Raw genomic sequence first — 19,700 nt, 5'->3', positions numbered from 1 at the left:
TGGACCCCCACGCCGACCATGAGCCATTACGAAGGCGATCTCCGTACTCCGGAAAAGGCCCGTTTCGCCATCCTCGCCAGCCGCTGGAACGCCCGCATCACCGACGTGCTGGTGGCCGGCGCGCGGCAGAGCCTGGCCGGCAACGGGATCGACGAGGCCGCCATCGACGTGATCCGGGTGCCCGGCGCCTGGGAACTGCCGCTGGTCGCCGCGCGTCTGGCCGCCGCGCATGAACATGCGGCCATCATCGCCCTGGGCTGCGTGATCCGTGGCGACACCCGTCACTACGAACACGTCGCCGACGGCTGCGCCGAAGGCCTGATGCGCGTGCAGCTGGATTTCGGCGTGCCGGTGCTCAATGGCGTACTGGCGGTCGAGCGGGCCGAGGATGCCGAAGCCCGCGCCGGTGGTAGCCACGGCAACAAGGGTGAGGAAGCCGCACTGACGGCGTTGGAAATGGTCAATCTTCTGGAGCAGTTGCCGTGAACAAGTCAACCCCGGGCAAGCCCTCCGGCAAGCCGGTCCGCCGCGATGGCGTCGACCCGGTGCTGCGCTCGCGCGCCCGTCGCCGCGCCCTGCAGGCGATCTACGCCTGGCAGATCTCCGGTGGCAACGTGCAGTCGGTGGTGGCGCAGTTCGCCCACGAACAGGCCCGTGAAATCGCCGATCTGGCCTATTTCGAAGCCCTGGTGCACGGCGTGCTCGAGCACCGCAAGGACCTGGACGAGGCACTGGACCCGTACCTGGACCGCGGCATCGAGGAAGTGGACGCGATCGAGCGCGCCGCGCTGCGCGTGGCCGCCTATGAAATGCGCTATCGCCTGGACGTGCCGTACCGGGTGGTGATCAACGAAGCGATCGAATCGGCCAAGCGCTTTGGCTCCGAGCACGGCCACACCTACGTCAACGGGGTGTTGGACCGCGCGGCGGTGGAATGGCGCAAGGTCGAAAACGGGGGGTAAAGACGGCGCATTCGCGCTGTCGCCCCACGTTTTGCGTTGCAAAACGCGGGCCCCGGCTCATAAGCCTCCACGCCCCCGCGGCTCCGCCGCGCCCCCTTGACTCAAGGGGGGCTATGTCCTCCGGCCATTGCTGCGGTGTCTGCAGGATTTTCGGAGATCGGTAGGTACCGACCGTTGATCGGTACACGCCCCCCGCAGGAACCCTCATGTCCCTCGCCGAATTTTTGCTGATCGACCGCATCCGTGCCCGCACCGGCGCGCGCGCCGACGTGGCGCTGGGGATCGGCGATGATGCCGCGCTGCTGCAGCCGCGCGCCGGCGAACAGCTGGCGGTGACCGCCGACACGCTCAACAGCGGCGTGCATTTTCCGCCGGAAACCCCGGCCTTCGAGATCGGCTGGAAAACCCTGGCGGTGAACCTGTCCGACCTGGCCGCGATGGGCGCGCGGCCGGCGTGGTGCACGCTGGCGCTGTCGCTGCCGACGGCCGAAGCGGCGTGGGTGGACGCCTTCGCCGACGGTTTCTTCGCGCTGGCCGACGAACACGACATCCTGCTGGTCGGCGGCGATACCACCCGCGGCCCGTTGTCGCTGTCGGTCACCGCGATCGGCCAGGTCGCCGCCGGCCAGGCGCTGCGCCGCGATGCGGCGCAGGTCGGCGACGATATCTGGGTCAGCGGCACCCTGGGCGATGCGGCCGGTGCGCTGCGCCTGTGGCAGCAGGGCCGGCTGGACGTTGCCGCGGTCGCCGCCGCCGACGACCACGAACAGCTGCGCCAGCGCCTGCTGTGCCCGCTGCCGCGGGTCAAGCTCGGCCAGCGCCTGCGCGCCTACGCGCACGCGGCCATCGACATCTCCGACGGCCTGCTCGCCGACCTGGGCCATATCGTGGCGCGCAGCGGCGTGGCCGCGCAGCTGGAAGTGGACACCCTGCCGGTGTCGGCGGCGCTGCGCAACGCGCTGGGCCGCGAGCAGGCGCGCGACTGCGCGCTGCGCGGTGGCGATGACTACGAACTGTGCTTCACCGCCGCCGCCGACCAGCGCGATGCGTTGCACGCACTGGCCAACATGCTGGCCCTGCCGCTGACCCGGATCGGCCGGATCACCGCCGGCCAGGGCGTGCACGGCGACAACCTGCCCGGCGCCGACGGCTACCAGCATTTCAGCCCCACACCGTAATCGCCGGCAGCGCGAGCCGATGGCGTAGCGGCGCGGCGCTAGACCGGCGGCAGCACCTTGCCCGGGTTGAGGATATGGTCCGGGTCCAGCGCATGCTTGATCGCGCGCATCGCTGCCAGCGTGGCCGGGCTGAAGGCCTGGGCCATGAAGTCGCGCTTGGCCAGGCCGATCCCGTGCTCGCCCGACAGCGTGCCGCCCAGCGCCAGGGTCAGCTGGAAAATGCGCGGCAGCGCGGCCTGCGCGCGTGCGTTCTCGTCGGCATCGTCGGGGTGGTAGAGGATGTTGACGTGCAGGTTGCCGTTGCCGGCATGACCGAAGGTGACGATGGTCAGGCCGAATTCCCGCGCCAGCGCCTGCACCCCGGCGACCAGTTCGGGAATGCGCGACACCGGCACCACCACGTCCTCGTTGATCTTGCCCGGGGCGATGCTGCGCAGCGCCGGTGACAGCGCCTTGCGCGCGGCCCACAGTTTTTCGCGCGCGGCCCCTTCCATCGCCACGTCCAGCGCCAGCAGGCCCTCGCCTTCGGCCGCACTGGCCAGCGCCTGCAGCAGATAGGGGAGGGTGTCGTGGTCGCCGTCGGCCTCCACCAGCAGCATCGCGCCGGCGTCGGGCACCTGCGCACCATTGCCGCGCAGCAGCTGCAGGCTGCGCGCATCCATGAACTCCAGCCGGGTCGGCACCACCGGTTGCGCCATCAGCCGCGACACCGCCGCGGCGGCGGCATCGGCATCGCGGTACAGCACGCGCAGGCCGGCCTGCGCCACCGGCAGCGGGGTGAGCTTCAAGGTGGCTTCCACGATCAGCGCCAGGGTGCCTTCGCTGCCCACCAGCAGGTGGGTCAGGTCGTAGCCGGTGGCGTCCTTGGTATAGGCGCCGCCGCACTGGATCAGTTCCCCGGCGCCGGTCACCGCCACCAGCCCCAGCACGTTGTCGCGGCTGGTACCGTACTTCACCGCGCGTGGGCCGCCGGCATTGCAGGCCAGGTTGCCGCCGATGCTGCAGATCTCCGCGCTGGACGGGTCCGGCGCCCAGAACAGGCCGTGCGGCGCCAGCGCCTGCTGCAGGTCGCCGTTGAGCACGCCCGGCTCGACCACCGCGCAGCGGTTGCCGGGCTGGATATCGACGATGCGGTCCATGCGCGCGAACGACAGCACGATGCTGCCATCGACCGGCACCGCCGCACCGGTGGTACCGGTGCCGGCGCCGCGCGCGACCAGCGCGATGCGGTGCGCGCGGCAGGCGCGGACCAGCGCCACCACCTGGGTGCGGTCGCGCGGGAACGCCACGCCGAGCGGCAACTGGTGCCGCCAGGAGTTGTCCTGCGCGGCGGCGGCCAGCGCGGCGTCATCGGTGCGCCAGCCGTCCTCGCCGAGCAGGGCCTGAACGGCGGCGAGGAACGTGGCGGGCAGGGCAGCGGTCATCAGGAATTCCGGGATGGGACAGGGGCCGGTTGGATCAGCTTCCAGCCGATCACCGCGGCGGCCAGCGGCAGCCACACCCAACGCAGTTCGGACAGCAGCGTGGCCAGCCCGCGCGCGCTGAAGAACTGCCCGGCAAACGGCGATACGCGGATCGGCCGCCACGGCGCGAACAGGCGTTCGCCGCTCCATGGCCACCACAGCGCAACACCGAGCCCGCCGGAGGTCAGTGCATCCAGCAGCGGATGCGACAGTGCACTGATGCCGACGAACGCCGCAGCCTGCACCGCGCCGGCGCGCAGCGGGCGGTGCCCGGCGGCGGCCAGCAGGGCCAGCAGCGCGGCGAACAGCAGCGAATGGCTGGCGCCGCGATGGCCGAAGCTGTCGGCGTAGGGAATATGCAGGGTAAAGGCCAGCACGTCGGCGTCGGGCAGCACGGCCGCGACCACGCCGGCAACCAGCAGCGGCGTGGAGATGCGTCCGCGGTCGGCCGCGCACCACAACGCCAGTGGAATGGCCGCATGGGTGAAGATGCTGGGCATCAGGGCGTGCGGTCCATCAACAATCCTCCAGCCGGAAGGCGTCGCGCAGCCAGTGCAGCTGCGGCGGGTCGCCGCTGGCGTCGATCACATCGAAGCGGCACGGACGCTCGGCCAGGTCCGGGTGGGCGGCCAGGAACAGTTGCGCGGCCAGGACCAGCTTGCGCCGCTTGCGCAGGTCCACCGACGCCGCGCCTCCGCCGAAGCCGGCGCTGGCGCGGTAGCGCACTTCGACGAAGACCGTGGTTTCACCGTCGCGCATGATCAGGTCCAGCTCGCCGCCGCGGTAACGCGCGTTGCGGCTGATCGGGCTCAGCCCGGCCTGGCGCAGGTACGCCTGCGCGGCGGTTTCCACCGCCGCGCCGCGGCGTGCCCGCTCGCTGGGCATGGCCGTCAGTTGCTGCTGGCGATCGGCATCGGCCGGCCGCCGCTGAAGGTCGACCACGCCGGCACCCGCAGCACGTTGCCGTTGCTGTCCAGGAACAAGGTGCCGGTGGCGCCGGCCAGGCCGCCTTCGTTGGCCATCTTGTCCAGGTAGGCGCTGATCTTCCACGCATCGAAACCGAACGCGAACAGCCGGCCCGATGCGCCGCGCGCCGACGGCAGGATCTGCCCGGCGGTGGTCGCCGACGGCAGCCCGGCCACGCCGCGCACGTTCCAGGCTTCGTTCGGATAGACGATGCCGTCCAGCGCCATGTCTTCTTCCACCTTGCCGGCGCCTATGGTCAGCTGCGAGGTGCCCACGCGGGTGGCGCCACCGGCACCGGCCAGCGCCAGCTGCGGTGCCAGCGCGCGCGCCTGCGGGGCCTTCACCGCCAACAGCACGCCATCGACCGCGCCGGCATTGCGCACCTGCGCGCCGATGTCGCCGACGCTTTCGCCGACCGCGATCCTGGCCAGCACTTGGCCGCCGCGCTGGGCGAAACGTTCGGCAAAGGCGGCCGCGGCGCGGCGGCCGTTGTCGTCGTTGCTGTGGATCACCAGCACCTTGCTGCGCTCGCGGCCGCGCAGGTATTCGGCGGCGATGATGCCGTCGTCTTCCGGCGCCAGCGAGAACCCGGCGCTGCCCGAGGGCGGGCTGCCCTTGCCACGGTTTAGGGCCAGCACCGGCACCGGCAGCTGGGCGCGGCCGAACACCGCATCGACCTCGTCGCGGCCGAGCGGGCCGACGATGAAGTCCGCGCCGGCGCTGACCGCCTTGTCGTAGGCGGCCAGGGCACCGGCGGCGGTGCCGGCGGTGTCGATGAACTGGATGTCCGGACGGCGCCGGTTCTCGCCGTAATAGCCACTGAGCAGGCCATCGCGGACCGGCTGGGCGGCCGTGGCCAGGCGCCCGCTGAGCGGCAACAGCACCGCCAGCTTGACCGGCGGGCGGTAACCATCGTTCATCGCCGGCGGGCGCTTGCTGGTATCGAACTGCGCGGCACCGTCACGGTCGAACGGGCGCGGCAGCGGCAGGCCGCGCGCGATCAGCGCACGGCCGGCGAAGTTGTACAGCGGCTCGTTGGCCGGCAGGGCGGCCGCGCGGGCGCGCAGGGTGGCATCGTCCAGGCTGCCGAGCAGGCTGGCGATCGCCTGCTGGTTGTCGCTGCGCGCCTTGCCGGCCAGCGCTGCATGCGCGCGCGCACGTTCCTGGGCGGCACCGATGTTGTCGCCGGTGGCCTGCAGCGCATTGGCCCGGGCCAGCTGCCAGCGGGTGCGCAGCGGCGGCACCACCGTGTCGGAGGATTCCTTCAGCAGGGCTAGTGCCTGCGCCGGCTGCTTGTCGGCCAGGGCCAGTTCGGCGCTGGTCAGCTGGTAACGCTGCAGGCTGGCCCCGCCCAGCTGGCGTGCGGTGATCTGGGTCAGCAGGCTGCGGGCGCGGGCGCTGTCGCCGGCCTCGTTCCAGGCAAAGGCCGCATCGGCCAGTGCGGCGCTGCGCGCGCCGCCCTTGAGCGTGTTGGCCAGGGCTTCCAGCTGCACGGCCGCATCGCGCGGCTTGCCCTGTTCGATCAAGGCAAGCGCCTGGGCCTGGGCCGGCGATTCGGGCGCGCTGGTCAGGCTCGTCGTGGCGCAGCCGGCCATCAGCAGCAGCGACAACGATAGGGCGGAGATCCGTGCAGCGGGCTTGTTCATGATCAGGTCCATTCGATGGGGGCAGCGGCCGTGGCCGGGGAACGGTACGATTCTACCCTTGACCCATGAGTGCCGTTGCGATGAGTGCTGTCCCTACGCTGTATGTCGTTGCCACCCCGATCGGCAACCTGGCCGACCTGACGCCGCGGGCGCAGGACGTGCTGCGCTCGGTGGCCGCCATCTGTGCCGAGGACACCCGCCGCAGCGGCCAGCTGCTGGCCCATTTCGGCATCCAGCAACCGCTGGTGGCGCTGCACGACCACAACGAGGAAGCCCTGGCCCAGCGCATCGTCGGCCGCCTGCTGGGCGGGGAGTCGCTGGCCCTGGTCAGCGATGCCGGCACCCCGCTGGTCAGCGACCCCGGCTACCGCCTGGTGCGCGCGGCGCGTGCCGCCGGCATCCGGGTCAGCCCGGTGCCCGGGGCCTGTGCGGCGATCGCCGCGCTCAGCGTAGCCGGCCTGCCCAGCGACCGTTTCACTTTCGAAGGCTTCCTGCCGGCCAAGGCCTCCGGCCGCCGCGAGCGCCTGCAGGGCCTGGCCGGCGAGACCCGCACCCTGGTGTTCTACGAGTCCTCGCACCGCATCGTCGAATCGCTGGCCGATATGGTGGCCGCCTTCGGTGCCGAGCGCCCGGCGGTGCTGGCGCGCGAGCTGACCAAGCTGTTTGAGACCGTGCTCGATGGCGACCTGGCCGCGCTGCTGCGCCAGGTGGAGGCCGACGACAACCAGCGCAAGGGCGAATTCGTGGTGATGGTGCAGGGCGCGGCCAGCGACGAGGAGGCCCAGCTGGCCCAGGGCCGGCGCCTGTATGCCAAGCTCAGCGAGCATCTGCCGCCGTCGACGGCGGCCAAACTGGCCGCCGAACTGACCGGCGCGCCGCGCAAGGCCTTGTACGGCGGTTGACCGGCGCGGGCGTGTTTTGTGGGACAATGAGCACGGCGGAGTCGGCCAGACAGTCGCGTCATCCCTTGCGGATGCCGAGGAAAGTCCGGGCTCCACAGGGCAAGGTGCCAGGTAACGCCTGGGCGGCGCGAGCCGACGGACTAGTGCAACAGAAAGATACCGCCTACGTTCCCTTCGGGGAGCCGGTAAGGGTGAAATGGTGCGGTAAGAGCGCACCGCGAGTCTGGTAACAGACCGGCACGGCAAACCCCACCTGGAGCAAGACCAAATAGGGACCTAATGGCGTGGCCCGCGTCGGGTCCGGGTAGGTTGCTTGAGCACTGCGGTGACGCAGTGCCTAGAAGAATGACTGTCCACGACAAAACCCGGCTTATCGGCCGGCTCCGCCCCTTTCTTTGCATTCTGCAAAGAAGCCCCAAGGTTTGCGATGCAAACCTTGGGCCCCGGGGCGCCACCAGCCCCCATACCCCGCGCCTGTCGGCGCGCCCCCTTACTAAGGGGGCTGTTCCACCAGAGGGTTTGACGACATCGGTGGGGCCGAACTCTGGTCGACTGCCGATAATGGCGAACATCGCGTTGGCAGCATGAGCCTGGGTGGAAATGCAGCGCACTGCTCTCCGTTTGTCGGTCATGCCAACATCGCGCGTGGGTGGTTTCCATGCAGTTGAGCAAGCTGCAACCCTACCGACGGCGGCGCTGATGCTCTTGGTAGGGTCGAACCTTGGTCGACTGCCGATAACGGTGAACATCGCGTTGGCGACATGACCCTCGGCGAAGGCAGCTTCGTCGCCGGTCACGCCGGCATCGCACCGACAGGATTGCCGGCCGTTGAACAGGCCCAAACCCGGCCGGGGTGTTTCTCCGGCCCCGGTTTACCCGGCCTGTCGCACTACCTACCCTTCCCGGTGCGCCGGTTTACCGGCCACGCTGTCGCGGTATTGCGCGGCGGAGATGAACTGGCTGAAGGCTTCGCACCAGACCACCACGGTGGTGTAGTCATCGACATCGATGTTGCCGGGCACCTCCAGCAGGAAACGTTCGAAGGTCCTGACGTCGCCGATCAGCTGCGCGTCCTGCTTGATGCGCAGGAAATCGCTGCGGGTGTCGACGAACTCCCGGGCCAGGTACAGCTTGTAATCCGGGCCGGGGCCCATGTTGCCGCGGAAGGCGATCTGGTCGTGGCTGACGCTGACCTTGCCGTCGGCCCAGTGCACCGCATCGCTGCCCTTGAGGTCGCGCCGGAAAGTGCTGCGGTAGCTGGCCTTGCCCATCACCTCGTCCACCTGGCTGGCAGAGGGGCCATCCGGGGCGGTCAGGATCGGCAGCAGGTAGACGCCCAGGCCAACACCCAGGCCCAGGGCCAGGGCGTGGGTGGCGGCCAGGATCAACAGTCGTCGGTTCATCAGGAAATTCCCTCTGGAAAGGCGCGTGGCGCCACCGGCGCGGCAGGCGTCGGCATCTCCCTAGAGGCGGCCGGTGCGCGGAACGATCCGCGCGTTGGCCGATTCAGTTGCCGATAGGCAGGGTAGTCGTGCCGGTGCAGGTGCCAGCCGGGTCGAACCGGCGTTCGCTGATGAAACCGTGGCCATGGGCATCCAGCGCGATCACCGTGCTGGCGCGGGTGCCGTAGTCGGGGCTGGTGATGAAGGCCGACGACAACCAGCGTTCGCGTTCCAGGCCGATCCCGGTATCGGGCAGGTCGCGGTCGGCGGCCTGGGCCGGGTCGGCCAGCGCCTGCCACAGCGGGTCCAGCGCGTCTTCGCCGGCCGCCACCCAGGCGCGCAGCGCCGCGTTCAAGGCCAGGGTTTTCGGCCAGGGCGCGTCCAGCGGCCCGTTGGACATGCCATGGATGCCCGGCGCCAAGGGCTGCCGTCGCGCCGGGTGGTTGCCCAGGAACTGGCAGCTGTCGGCGTCGGCCAGCAGCAGGTTGAACGGGGCGTAGGCGGCCGCGTCGGCGGCCAGGATGTCGGCAACGCCGGCCGCCGGGGCCGTGCCGCGCAGGTAGTCCGCCACCAGCGCACCGCGCGAAGGGCCGGTCTGGCGGGCCAGCGGGTCGCGCACATTGGTGACCACCGCCATCCGCCCCTGCCGTCCCACCCCGGCCCAGGTGCCGCCCGAGCGCAGGTCGCGGCCGGCGATGACCCCGGTATCCGGGGCCGGCCAGGCCGCCAGCGGGGCGGTCGGGCGGGCGTGGAACTCATCGCGGTTGCCGGCCATGACCAGTTGCCAGCGCGGGTGGATTTTCCAGGCAAGAGCGAGCAGGCACATGGCCCGCATTGTGCCGGGTTTGCGCAGGCGCGGGCCGGTGGCGACAGCTGTGCAGATGAATGCGGCGCCATGTTTCACGCCGCCTGCACGGGACTGAACTTCGGCCCAATCTCAAAAAATGAGACGAAACAGCAACTTGTGGATAAGCCTTGAACAAGTCTCTAAAGATTGCTGCAAGCCCTTGATGCGCAAAGTGATTTCCGGCTCGCAAAGTTGTTGACAACCCAATTGGCACTGCTAAGGTGGGCAACAGAGGCAAAACCGGGTTTTTTGTGGTTTTTCGTGGTTCAATGTTTCACCGGGCGAAGGAAAAGGTGCACGCGTCGTGTTTCAAGGCGAGACGGCCATCACAGTTGACGATAAAGGGCGCATGGCGGTTCCCACCGCGCATCGCGACCTGGTCGCGCGCGTGAGCAACAACCGGCTGGTCCTGACCTACAACCCCTTCGAGTCCGGCTGCCTGTGGCTGTACGCCGAGCAGGAATGGGAACGGGTCCGCGACGACGTCATGGCCAAGCCCAACACACAGCGCGTCGTGCGTCTGCTGCAACAGAAGCTGGTCGGTTCGGCCGCGCATCTGGAGCTGGACGGCAACGGCCGCATCAGTATTCCTGCCAGCCACCGCGGTGCCGTTGGTATTGAAAAGAAGGCGGTTCTGCTCGGCATGGGCGACAAATTCGAATTGTGGAGCGAGCAGGCACATCGCGCGTTGATCCAGCAGACATTGTCTGACGGGGATCTGGGCGATGGGTTGCTCGACCTGAAGTTGTGAGCCGGGGTGCCCGGATGCGCGGAGCAGCGCAGGCCGGTCACCTTCCGGTGTCGCAGTCGCCGGCGGGGCACCTGCCGGTCCTGTACACACAGGTCCTGGATGGCCTGAGGGTGATCGAAAACGGTACGTATCTCGATGGCACGTTTGGTCGTGGCGGTCACGCCCGTGGCGTGCTCGAGCAACTCGGTCCCGGAGGCCGGCTGCTGGTGATGGACAAGGATCCCGAAGCGATTGCGGTGGCCGAGCGCGATTTCGCGCCGGACCGGCGCGTGTCGATCTTCCGGGGCAGCTTCGCCGACCTGCTGCATTGGGAGGCCACCGCCGAGGGCCTGGACGGGGTGTTGTTCGACCTGGGCGTGTCTTCGCCGCAGCTGGACGTGGCCGAGCGCGGTTTCAGCTTCGGCAAGGACGGCCCGCTGGACATGCGCATGGACCCGGACAGCGGCGAGAGCGCGGCGCAGTGGCTCAACCGTGTTGAAGAGCGCGAGCTGATGGATGTGCTGTGGACCTACGGCGAAGAGCGCCAGGGCCGCCGCATCGCCAAGGCCATCGTGGCCCGACGCGACAAGGAACCCTTCACCCGCACCGCCGAGCTGGCTGAGTTGATCGCCTCGGTGATGCCGCGTGGCAAGCCCGGAACCGATAAGAGCCGGATCCACCCGGCCACGCGCAGCTTCCAGGCCATCCGCATCCATATCAACCGCGAACTGGCCGACCTCGAAGCCGGCCTTGACGCGGCGTTGGCGCGGCTCAAGCCCGGTGGCCGGCTGGCGGTGATCAGCTTCCATTCGCTGGAAGACCGCATCGTCAAGCAGTTCATGAACCGCCACGCCAAGGCCCCGCCGAGCAACCGCCGGCTGCCCGAGCTGGCCGCGTTCGTGCCGACCCTGGACCTGCATGGTGGCGCGATCAAGGCCGAGGACGACGAACTGGCGGTCAATCCGCGTTCGCGCAGTGCGGTGCTGCGCGTGGCCGAAAAGCGCGCGGTGGCCGCATGAGCCGGCTGCTGCTCATCGTGCTGCTGGCCTGCACCATCGCCTCGGCGATCGGGGTGGTGTTCATGCGCCATCGCCACCGCCAGACCTTCGTGGAGTTGTCCAAGGTCGAGCGTGCACGCGATGAGCTCAATATCGAATTCGGCCGCCTGCAGCTGGAGCAGGCGACCCTGGCCGAGTCCACCCGGGTCGACCGGCTGGCGCGCGAAAAGCTCGGCATGAAGTTCCCCGAAGCGGCCGACGTCGTGGTGGTACGGCCATGAACAAGACCGGCCGCAACCGCGCCCGCAACAGTTTCAACCTGCGCCAGCGCCTGAAGTGGGTGGGGTTGGCGCTTGGGCTGTGCTCGGTGTCGCTGGTCGGCCGCGCCGCCTACGTGCAGATCATCAACAGCGACTTCTACCAGCGCCAGGGCGAGGCGCGCTACCTGCGCGAACTGCCGATCAACACCTCGCGCGGCATGATCACCGACCGCAACGGCGAGCCGGTGGCGGTGTCCACCCCGGTCGCCTCGATCTGGGTCAACCCGCAGGAACTGCTGCGTTCGCCGGACCGCATCCCCGAGCTGGCCAGTGCGCTGGGCATGCCGCTGGACGAGCTGACCTCCAAGCTCTCGCAGAAAGCGGACAAGGAATTCATGTACCTGCGCCGCCGGATCAACCCGGACGAGGCCGAGCGGGTAGTGGCGCTGAAGATCCCGGGCGTGGCCTCGCAGCGCGAATTCCGCCGCTTCTACCCGCAGGGCGAGGCGATGGCGCACGTGCTGGGCTTCACCAATATCGACGACCGCGGCCAGGAAGGGCTGGAGCTGGCCTTCGACGAATGGCTGCGCGGCAAGGCCGGCGCCAAGCGGGTGATCCGCAACCGCAAGGGCGACACCGTCGAGAGCGACCTGCTGCGCGCTGCCGAGCCGGGCAAGGACCTCACCCTGAGCATCGACCGCCGCATCCAGTTCCTGGCCTTCAAGGAGCTGCGCAACGCGCTGATCGCCAACAAGGCGGCCGGCGGGTCGATGGTGATCATGGACGTGGCCACCGGCGAGATCCTGGCCATGGTCAACCTGCCCACCTACAACCCCAATTCGGTCGGCGGCGCCGCCCCGGACACCCGCCGCAACCGCGCGGTGACCGACCTGGTCGAGCCCGGCTCGACCATGAAGCCGTTGACCATCGCCTCGGCGCTGCAGTCCGGCGTGGTCACCAAGGACACCACGGTGGACACCAACCCGGGCTACATGTCGCTTGGCCGCTACACCATCAAGGACGTGCCGCGGAACAATGGCGTGCTCAACGTCACCGGAGTGATTACCCGCAGCTCGAACATCGGTGCGGCCAAGATCGCCGCCAAGATGCCGGACCAGGTCTTCTACGACCACATCCACAGCTTCGGCTATGGCGTGTCCCCGCACAGTGGCTTCCCCGGCGAATCGGCCGGCGTGCTGCCGCGTCCGGCGCGCTGGAGTGGTCCGTCCAAGACCACCATGTCCTACGGCTACGGCCTGAATGTCAGCCCGCTGCAGATCGCCACCGCGTATGCGGCGCTGGGCAACGGCGGCCGGCTGATCGCCCCGACCTTCGTCAAGGGCCAGCGCAACGAAGGCAAGCAGATCATCGACGAGAACATCGCCAAGCAGGTGGTGGCGATGATGGAGACCGTGGTCACCCAGGGCGGCGCCAAGCAGGCGGCGGTGCTGGGCTACCACGTGGCCGGCAAGACCGGTACCGCACGCAAGGCCGGCCCCGGCGGCTACGAGCGCGGGCACTACAACGCGTTGTTCGCCGGCGTGGTGCCGGCCACCAACCCGCGCTTTGCCACGGTGATCGTGATCAACGACCCGCAGGGCGGCAAGTACTACGGCGGGCTGGTGTCCGCGCCGGTGTTCCACAACGTGATGGAAGGCGCGCTGCGCCTGATGGACGTGCCGCCGGACGACATCCAGTCCTGGCTGGCCGCCCAGCAGTCCGGAAAGCTGGGGCATAGCGCCGGTTCGTTGCCGGTACCACCGCCGGAAACGGTGATCGCCCCGGACGCCTCGGCCGAATTCGATGCCGCGCTGCCCAGCGCGCACGCCACGGTGCCGCCCGCGCAGGGAGGCACCCAATGAGCCAGATGATGTTGCTTTCGCAGTTGCTTCCCGACGTGGTGCTCAGCCACGACCCGTCCATCACCGGCCTGGTGCTGGACAGCCGTGCGGTGCGCCCGGGCAATGCCTTCGTGGCGATCGCCGGCTTCGGCGCGCACGGGCTGGGCTTTGTCGAGCAGGCGCGCGCCAACGGCGCCGGTGCGATCCTGTTCGAACCGCCGGCCCCGGCCGACCTGCCAGCGCCGGGCGATGCCATCGCCGTGCCGGGCCTGCGCGCGCGCATGGGCGCGATGGCCGACCAGTTCCACGGCCGGCCTTCGCGCGCGATGACCATGGTCGGGGTGACCGGCACCAACGGCAAAACCTCCACCGTGCAGCTGCTGGCCCAGGCCTGGCACCTGCTCGGCACCGCCAGCGGCAGCATCGGCACGTTGGGCGTGGGCTTGTATGGCCAGGTCGTTCCGACCGGCTTCACCACCCCGCTGGTGCTGCAGATGCACCAGGTGTTGGCGCAGCTGCGCGATGACGGCGCCCAGGCGGTGGCGATGGAAGTCAGCTCGCACGCGCTCGACCAGGGCCGTGTGGACGCGGTGCACTATGACGTAGCGGTGTTCACCAATCTCACCCGCGATCATCTCGATTACCACGGCGACATGGCCCAGTACGGCGCGGCCAAGGCCCGGCTGTTCCACCGCGACGGCCTCAAGGCGGCGGTGGTCAACCTCGATGACAGCTTCGGCAACGAACTGCTGCGTACCGTCGATGCCGGCGTCCGCCAGGTCGGGCTCAGCTCGCGCGGTGCCCAGCAGGCCACCCTGCGTGCCGACTCGCTGAAGCTCGATGGTCGTGGCATCGCCTTCGACCTGGTGGTCGACGGCGCGCGCCATCCGGTGCAGTCGCCGCTGCTGGGCCGCTTCAATGTCGACAACCTGCTGGCCGTGGCGGGCGCGCTGTACGCGCTGGACCATGCCCCGGCCGCGATCGCCGCGCTGCTGTCGCGGCTGCAGCCGATCGCCGGGCGCATGAACCGGCTGGGCGGCGAGCGCGACCAGCCCACCGTGGTGATCGACTACGCCCATACCCCCGACGCGCTGGAACAGGCGCTGTCCAGCCTGCACGGCCATCTGGCCGGCCGCCTGCTGTGCGTGTTCGGCTGTGGCGGCGAGCGCGACACCGGCAAGCGCCCGCAGATGGCCGCCATCGCCGAGAAATACGCCGATGTGGTGATCGTCACCGACGACAACCCGCGCGGCGAAGACGGCGATGCGATCGTGGCCGATATCGTGGCCGGGCTGGCCAGGCCGCAGGCCGCGCTGGTGCAGCGCGACCGTGCCGCCGCCATCGCCACCGCGATCGATCAGGCAGGGCAGGGCGATATCGTGCTGATCGCCGGCAAGGGCCACGAGCCCTACCAGGAAGTGCACGGCATCCAGCATCCCTTCGATGACACCGAGGTGGCCGGCCGGGCGCTGGCCGCGCGGCAGGCCGGAAGCCTGCGCGTGGATGCGGAGGACGCACCATGAAGCGCACTCCGCTGTCGCTGGTCGCGCACTGGGCCGGTGGCGAAATCCACGGCGAAGACACCGCCATCGATGCCATCAGCAACGATACCCGCACCCTGGGACCAGGCAGCCTGTACGTGGCGTTGCGCGGCGAACGCTTCGACGGCCATGATTTCGCCGCCGACGCGGTCGCGCGCGGTGCCTCGGCGCTGCTGGTCGAGCGCCTGCTGGACGTGGCGCTGCCGCAGATCGTGGTCGCCGACGCCGAGCGCGCGCTGGGCCGCATCGCCCACGGCATGCAGCGCGACCGCAGCACCCAGGTGTTCGCCATCACCGGCAGCAACGGCAAGACCAGCGTCAAAAGCCTGCTGCTGGCCATCCTGGAACAGGTCGCGCGCGACCAGCACAAGGTGGTCTACGCCAACCCGGGCAACCGCAACAACGAGATCGGGCTGCCGCTGGCCGTGCTCGATGCGCCCGAAGACGCCGACTTCGCCATCTACGAGATGGGCGCCGGCAAGCCGGGCGACATCGCCTACCTGACCGACATCGTGCGCCCGCGCTATGCGCTGGTGAACAACATCGCCCCGGCGCACCTGGAGCGGATGGGCAGCCTGCAGGGCGTGGCCAGCACCAAGGGCGCCATCTACGCCGCGCTGCCGGCCGATGGCGTGGCGGTGATCAATGCCGACGACGCCTTCGGTATCTGGTTCGAACAGCACATCGTCGGCCAGCCGCCGCGCAGCCGCGTGCTGCGCTACGGGCTGGACCACAGCGCCGATGTGTCGGCACTGGCGATCCGCCCCAGCGCCACCGGCAGCCAGTTCCTGCTCACCGTGAAGGCCGCGCCGCGCATGGATGCGCAAGTAGTGCGGTCGCAGGACGCGACGGAGCACCAGGTGGAAATCGCGCTGGCGCTGCCCGGCCGCCACAACATCAGCAATGCGCTGGCCGCCGCCTCGCTGGCACTGGCCGCCGGTATCGGCCTGGACCAGATCGCCGCCGGCCTGGCCCGCGCCGAACCGGTGCCCGGCCGCCAGATCGCGCACCGGCTGCCCAATGGCGCGGTGCTGATCGACGACAGCTACAACGCCAACCCCGGCTCGCTGGCCGCCGCGATCGACGCCCTGGCCGGTACCCAGGCCGAAGGCTGGCTGGTGCTGGGCGACATGCGTGAGCTCGGCCCGGACGGTGAGGCCTTGCATGCCCAGGCCGGCCGCCGCGCGCGCGATGCCGGGCTCAAGCGCCTGTACACGCTGGGCCCGCTGAGCGCGGCCGCATCGGCCGCCTTCGGCGACGGTGGCCGGCACTTCCAGGACCACGACAGCCTGGCCGCCGCGCTTGCCGTCGACCTGCATGCCGGCGTGCGCTGCCTGGTCAAGGGCTCGCGCGGCAGTGCCATGGACAAAATTGTGAAAGCGCTGCTGGCGCGAGGAGAGGAAACCCCCCATGTTGCTTGAACTGGCCCGATGGTTGCAGCAGTTGGAGAGCCTGTTCGGGCTGTTCGGCTATCTGACTCTGCGTGGCATCCTCGCCGCCTTGACCGCGCTGTTCCTGTCGCTGTGGCTGGGCCCGGCGATGATCCGCAAGCTGGCCCAGTTCAAGGGCGGCCAGCCGATCCGTACCGACGGCCCGCAGAGCCACTTCTCCAAGGCCGGCACGCCGACCATGGGCGGCTCGCTGATCCTGCTCACCATCACCCTGTCGGTGCTGATGTGGGCCGACCTGCGCAACCGCTATGTATGGGTGGTGCTGGCGGTGATGCTGTGCTTCGGTGCGATCGGCTGGTACGACGACTGGATCAAGATCGTGCGCCGCGACCCGAACGGCCTGAAGTCGCGCTGGAAGTACCTGCTGCAGTCGATCTTCGGCCTGGCCGCCGGCCTGTTCCTGTTCTACACCGCCGACGTGCCCGCCGCGCTCACCTTCTACATCCCGATGTTCAAGTCGGTGGCGCTGCCGCTGGCCGGAATCAGCTTCGTGGCCATCGCCTACTTCTGGATCGTCGGCTTCTCCAACGCGGTCAACCTGACCGACGGCCTGGACGGGCTGGCGATCATGCCCACGGTGCTGGTCGCCTGCGCGCTGGGCGTGTTCGCCTATGCCTCGGGCAACGTGGTGTTCTCCAGCTACCTGCAGATTCCGCAGATTCCCGGTGCCGGTGAACTGGTGATCATCTGCGCGGCGATCGCCGGCGCCGGCCTCGGCTTCCTGTGGTTCAACACCTACCCGGCCATGGTGTTCATGGGCGACATCGGCGCGCTGGCGCTGGGTGCGGTGCTGGGCACCATCGCGGTGATCACCCGCCAGGAGCTGGTGCTGGTGATCATGGGCGGGGTGTTCGTGATCGAAACGCTGTCGGTGATGATCCAGGTCGCTTCGTTCAAGCTGACCGGCAAGCGCGTATTCCGCATGGCCCCGATCCACCACCACTTCGAACTGAAGGGCTGGCCGGAGCCGCGCGTGATCGTGCGCTTCTGGATCATCTCGGTGGTGCTGGTCCTGGTCGGCCTGGCCACGTTGAAGGTCCGCTGATGAACGACCTGTCGCGCCAGGCAACCCGCCTTGAAGCCATCGGAGGCCACTTCGACAAGTGGCTGCTGGGCGCGATCATCGCGCTCACCGGGCTGGGCGTGGTGATGGTCGCGTCGAGCTCGATCGCGTTGATGAGCAGCCCGTTCTACTACCTCAACCGCCACCTGATCTTCCTGGCGGTCGGCATCGTGCTGGCGATCATCGCCATGCGCACCGAACTGAAGACCATCGAACAGTACAACCAGGTGCTGCTGCTGGGTTGTTTCGCGCTGCTGGTGGTGGTGTTCGTCCCCGGCCTGGGCAGCAGCGTCAACGGCGCCCGCCGCTGGATCAACCTGGGCATCTCCAAGTTCCAGACCGTCGAAGCGGTCAAGGTGCTGTACATCGTTTGGCTGTCCAGCTACCTGGTGCGCTTCCGCGACGAGGTCAATGCGACCTGGCCGGCGATGCTCAAGCCGCTGGGCGTGGCCGGCGCGCTGGTGGTGTTGCTGCTGCTGCAGCCCGATTTCGGCTCGTCCACCCTGCTGCTGGCGATCACCGCCGGCATGCTGGTGCTGGGCGGGGTCAACATGCCGCGCATGTCGATGCCGGTGGTGTTCGGCCTGGTGGCGATGAGCGCGCTGGCGATCATCGAACCCTACCGCATGCGCCGCATCACCTCCTTCCTGGACCCGTGGGCCGACCAGCAGGGCGACGGCTACCAGCTGTCCAACGCGCTGATGGCCGTGGGCCGGGGCGAGTGGACCGGGGTGGGCCTGGGCAACTCGGTGCAGAAGCTGTACTACCTGCCCGAGGCGCATACCGACTTCATCTTCTCGGTCACCGCCGAGGAGCTGGGCTTCATCGGTACCTGCCTGATCATCGGTCTGTACGCCCTGCTGGTCGGCCGCACCTTCTGGCTGGGCATGCGCTGCGTGGAGATGAAGCGGCACTTCTCCGGCTATATCGCCTTCGGTATCGGCCTGTGGATCAGCATGCAGAGCTTCGTCTCGATCGGGGTCAACCTGGGCATCCTGCCGACCAAGGGCCTGACCCTGCCGCTGATTTCCTCCGGCGGCTCCAGCGTGCTGATGACCTGCGTGGCGATGGGCCTGCTGTTGCGGGTGTCCTATGAACTGGACCGCGCCGAGCGGCGCCAGGCCGTGCGCATGGGCGCGCCGGAAGGCGATGAGCCGATCCACGCCGATGCGGGCGGCGCCGGTGGCGTGGGCGCGGCGATGCACGACGGCGCGCCGCGCGACGGCAGTTCGCGTGACAGCGCGCCACGCGGCACCAGCCGCATGCAGCAGCGGATCGAGCCGACCCTGGGGAGGATGGGATGAGCACGCGCCCGACCTCCTCCGCGCGCCCGGTGATGATCATGGCCGGCGGTACCGGTGGCCATATCTTCCCCGGCCTGGCCGTGGCCCGGGTGTTACGCGAGCGCGGCATCCCGGTGACCTGGCTGGGCAGCGACGGCGGCATGGAAACCCGCCTGGTGCCGCAGCACGACATCCACATCGATACGCTGGCGATCAGCGGCCTGCGCGGTAAGGGCAAGCTGGCCCTGCTCGGCGCGCCGTGGCGCCTGCTGCGCGCGGTGCGCGCGGCCGGCTTCCTGATCCGCGACCGCCAGCCGCGCACGGTGATCGCCTTTGGTGGTTTCGCTTCCGGCCCCGGCGGCCTGGCCGCGCGCCTGCATGGCCTGCCGCTGCTGGTGCACGAACAGAACCGCGCCCCGGGCCTGACCAACCGGGTGCTGTCGCGGTTCGCGCGGCGCGTGCTGACCGGCTTCCCGGGCAGCTTCGCCCAGCGCGAAGAAGCGGTGGGCAACCCGGTGCGCGCCGAGATCGCGTCGATCGCGCCGCCGCAGCAGCGCCTGGCCGACCGCCAGGGGCCGCTGCGCCTGCTGGTGCTCGGCGGTAGCCAGGGCGCGCGCGCGTTGAACAACGCGGTGCCGCAGGCGCTGGCCGCGCTGGGCGGCAGCGTGGCCGTGCAGGTGCGCCACCAGAGCGGTGAAAAACTGCATGCCGAAGCGTTGCAGGCCTACCAGGACGCCGGTGTCAGCGCGTCGGTGCAGCCGTTCATCGCCGACATGGCCGAGGCCTTCGCCTGGGCCGACCTGGTGGTGTGCCGCTCCGGCGCCTCGACCCTGGCCGAGCTGTGCGCGGTCGGCGTGGGCAGCGTGCTGGTGCCGTTCGCCGCCGCCGTGGACGACCACCAGACCCGCAACGCGGAGTACCTGGTCGACCGTGGCGCAGCCGTATTGCTGAAGCAGGATGAAACGCTGGCGGCGCACCTTGCAGGCGTGCTGCGCGAATTGTCCGAAAATTCCGCCCGCCGCATGCAGATGGCTGACGCCGCGCGTGCCCTGGCCAAGGTCGATGCCGCCGAGCGCATCGCCGATATCATTCTCGAGGAATCCAAATGACCACCGCTCCGCGCCAGA

General features: G+C 69.4%; 19 protein-coding genes and 1 other RNA gene. 14 read left to right on the top strand and 6 right to left on the bottom strand.

Annotated elements, in window-relative coordinates:
• Positions 1-18: 18 nt before the first annotated feature.
• The 3 genes from ribH (at position 19) to thiL (ending at position 2,140) form a co-directional block, all read left to right on the top strand.
• On the top strand, positions 19-486 hold the full coding sequence (gene ribH / locus IC535_RS04180; protein WP_038690522.1) for a 6,7-dimethyl-8-ribityllumazine synthase: 468 nt from the start codon (positions 19-21) through the stop codon (positions 484-486).
• Positions 483-962, top strand: a complete 480-nt coding sequence (nusB, locus tag IC535_RS04175) for a transcription antitermination factor NusB (RefSeq protein WP_228887686.1) — start codon at positions 483-485, stop codon at positions 960-962. Before ribH ends, nusB begins: the two co-directional genes overlap by 4 nt.
• A gap of 206 nt (positions 963-1,168) precedes the next feature.
• Positions 1,169-2,140 (top strand): thiamine-phosphate kinase, encoded by a 972-nt coding sequence (thiL, locus tag IC535_RS04170; RefSeq protein ID WP_228887685.1) that lies wholly within the window; start codon positions 1,169-1,171, stop codon positions 2,138-2,140.
• Between the two features lie 38 nt (positions 2,141-2,178).
• On the opposite strand, the gene IC535_RS04165 is transcribed toward thiL, so the two are convergent.
• The 4 genes from IC535_RS04165 to IC535_RS04150 are packed head-to-tail and all read right to left on the bottom strand — an operon-like array spanning position 2,179 to position 6,215.
• On the bottom strand, positions 2,179-3,564 hold the full coding sequence (locus IC535_RS04165; protein WP_228887684.1) for an FAD-binding oxidoreductase: 1,386 nt from the start codon (positions 3,562-3,564) through the stop codon (positions 2,179-2,181).
• A complete protein-coding gene (locus tag IC535_RS04160) occupies positions 3,564-4,103 on the bottom strand; it encodes a metal-dependent hydrolase (protein ID WP_228887683.1) in 540 nt (179 codons plus the stop codon). Before IC535_RS04160 ends, IC535_RS04165 begins: the two co-directional genes overlap by 1 nt.
• A 16-nt stretch (positions 4,104-4,119) precedes the next feature.
• A complete protein-coding gene (locus IC535_RS04155) occupies positions 4,120-4,488 on the bottom strand; it encodes a YraN family protein (protein WP_228887682.1) in 369 nt (122 codons plus the stop codon).
• Between the two features lie 5 nt (positions 4,489-4,493).
• Positions 4,494-6,215: a penicillin-binding protein activator gene (locus IC535_RS04150; protein ID WP_228887681.1), complete on the bottom strand. Its 1,722-nt coding sequence runs from the start codon at positions 6,213-6,215 to the stop codon at positions 4,494-4,496.
• Between the two features lie 80 nt (positions 6,216-6,295).
• Between IC535_RS04150 and rsmI the strand changes: the two genes are divergently transcribed.
• Positions 6,296-7,117 (top strand): 16S rRNA (cytidine(1402)-2'-O)-methyltransferase, encoded by an 822-nt coding sequence (gene rsmI / locus IC535_RS04145; protein WP_228887680.1) that lies wholly within the window; start codon positions 6,296-6,298, stop codon positions 7,115-7,117.
• Positions 7,118-7,154: 37 nt separating this feature from the next.
• An RNA gene (gene rnpB, locus IC535_RS04140) (RNase P RNA component class A) lies at positions 7,155-7,506 on the top strand.
• Between the two features lie 504 nt (positions 7,507-8,010).
• Here rnpB and IC535_RS04135 read toward each other — a convergent pair.
• Positions 8,011-8,520, bottom strand: coding sequence for a DM13 domain-containing protein (locus IC535_RS04135; RefSeq protein ID WP_228887679.1), 510 nt, complete (start codon positions 8,518-8,520; stop codon positions 8,011-8,013).
• A gap of 103 nt (positions 8,521-8,623) precedes the next feature.
• Positions 8,624-9,385, bottom strand: a complete 762-nt coding sequence (locus tag IC535_RS04130) for an NRDE family protein (RefSeq protein ID WP_228887678.1) — start codon at positions 9,383-9,385, stop codon at positions 8,624-8,626.
• A 325-nt stretch (positions 9,386-9,710) separates the two neighbouring features.
• Here IC535_RS04130 and mraZ point away from each other — a divergent pair, with 325 nt between their 5' ends.
• Genes mraZ through murG form a run of 9 tightly spaced genes read left to right on the top strand, consistent with a single transcriptional unit; the run spans position 9,711 to position 19,682 of the window.
• On the top strand, positions 9,711-10,157 hold the full coding sequence (gene mraZ, locus IC535_RS04125; RefSeq protein ID WP_259209259.1) for a division/cell wall cluster transcriptional repressor MraZ: 447 nt from the start codon (positions 9,711-9,713) through the stop codon (positions 10,155-10,157).
• Positions 10,158-10,171: 14 nt separating this feature from the next.
• Positions 10,172-11,155, top strand: a complete 984-nt coding sequence (gene rsmH / locus IC535_RS04120; protein ID WP_228887676.1) for a 16S rRNA (cytosine(1402)-N(4))-methyltransferase RsmH — start codon at positions 10,172-10,174, stop codon at positions 11,153-11,155.
• Positions 11,152-11,415: a cell division protein FtsL gene (gene ftsL / locus IC535_RS04115; protein WP_228887675.1), complete on the top strand. Its 264-nt coding sequence runs from the start codon at positions 11,152-11,154 to the stop codon at positions 11,413-11,415. Before rsmH ends, ftsL begins: the two co-directional genes overlap by 4 nt.
• Positions 11,412-13,256: a peptidoglycan D,D-transpeptidase FtsI family protein gene (locus tag IC535_RS04110; protein ID WP_228887674.1), complete on the top strand. Its 1,845-nt coding sequence runs from the start codon at positions 11,412-11,414 to the stop codon at positions 13,254-13,256. Before ftsL ends, IC535_RS04110 begins: the two co-directional genes overlap by 4 nt.
• Positions 13,253-14,758, top strand: a complete 1,506-nt coding sequence (locus tag IC535_RS04105) for a UDP-N-acetylmuramoyl-L-alanyl-D-glutamate--2,6-diaminopimelate ligase (protein ID WP_228958656.1) — start codon at positions 13,253-13,255, stop codon at positions 14,756-14,758. The genes IC535_RS04110 and IC535_RS04105 overlap by 4 nt, the downstream gene beginning before the upstream one ends.
• Entirely contained in the window at positions 14,755-16,197 is a 1,443-nt protein-coding gene (locus IC535_RS04100) for a UDP-N-acetylmuramoyl-tripeptide--D-alanyl-D-alanine ligase (protein WP_228887490.1), read from the top strand. The genes IC535_RS04105 and IC535_RS04100 overlap by 4 nt, the downstream gene beginning before the upstream one ends.
• A complete protein-coding gene (gene mraY / locus IC535_RS04095) occupies positions 16,187-17,272 on the top strand; it encodes a phospho-N-acetylmuramoyl-pentapeptide-transferase (RefSeq protein WP_228887489.1) in 1,086 nt (361 codons plus the stop codon). The genes IC535_RS04100 and mraY overlap by 11 nt, the downstream gene beginning before the upstream one ends.
• A complete protein-coding gene (ftsW, locus tag IC535_RS04090; RefSeq protein ID WP_228887488.1) occupies positions 17,272-18,594 on the top strand; it encodes a putative lipid II flippase FtsW in 1,323 nt (440 codons plus the stop codon). The genes mraY and ftsW overlap by 1 nt, the downstream gene beginning before the upstream one ends.
• Positions 18,591-19,682 (top strand): undecaprenyldiphospho-muramoylpentapeptide beta-N-acetylglucosaminyltransferase, encoded by a 1,092-nt coding sequence (murG, locus tag IC535_RS04085; RefSeq protein ID WP_228887487.1) that lies wholly within the window; start codon positions 18,591-18,593, stop codon positions 19,680-19,682. The genes ftsW and murG overlap by 4 nt, the downstream gene beginning before the upstream one ends.
• The last annotated feature ends 18 nt before the right edge of the window (positions 19,683-19,700 follow it).

This window comes from Stenotrophomonas rhizophila (genome assembly GCF_020857975.1).
Taxonomy (GTDB): Bacteria; Pseudomonadota; Gammaproteobacteria; order Xanthomonadales; family Xanthomonadaceae; genus Stenotrophomonas; species Stenotrophomonas rhizophila_C.
This window is presented reverse-complemented; position numbering and strand designations above follow the sequence as displayed.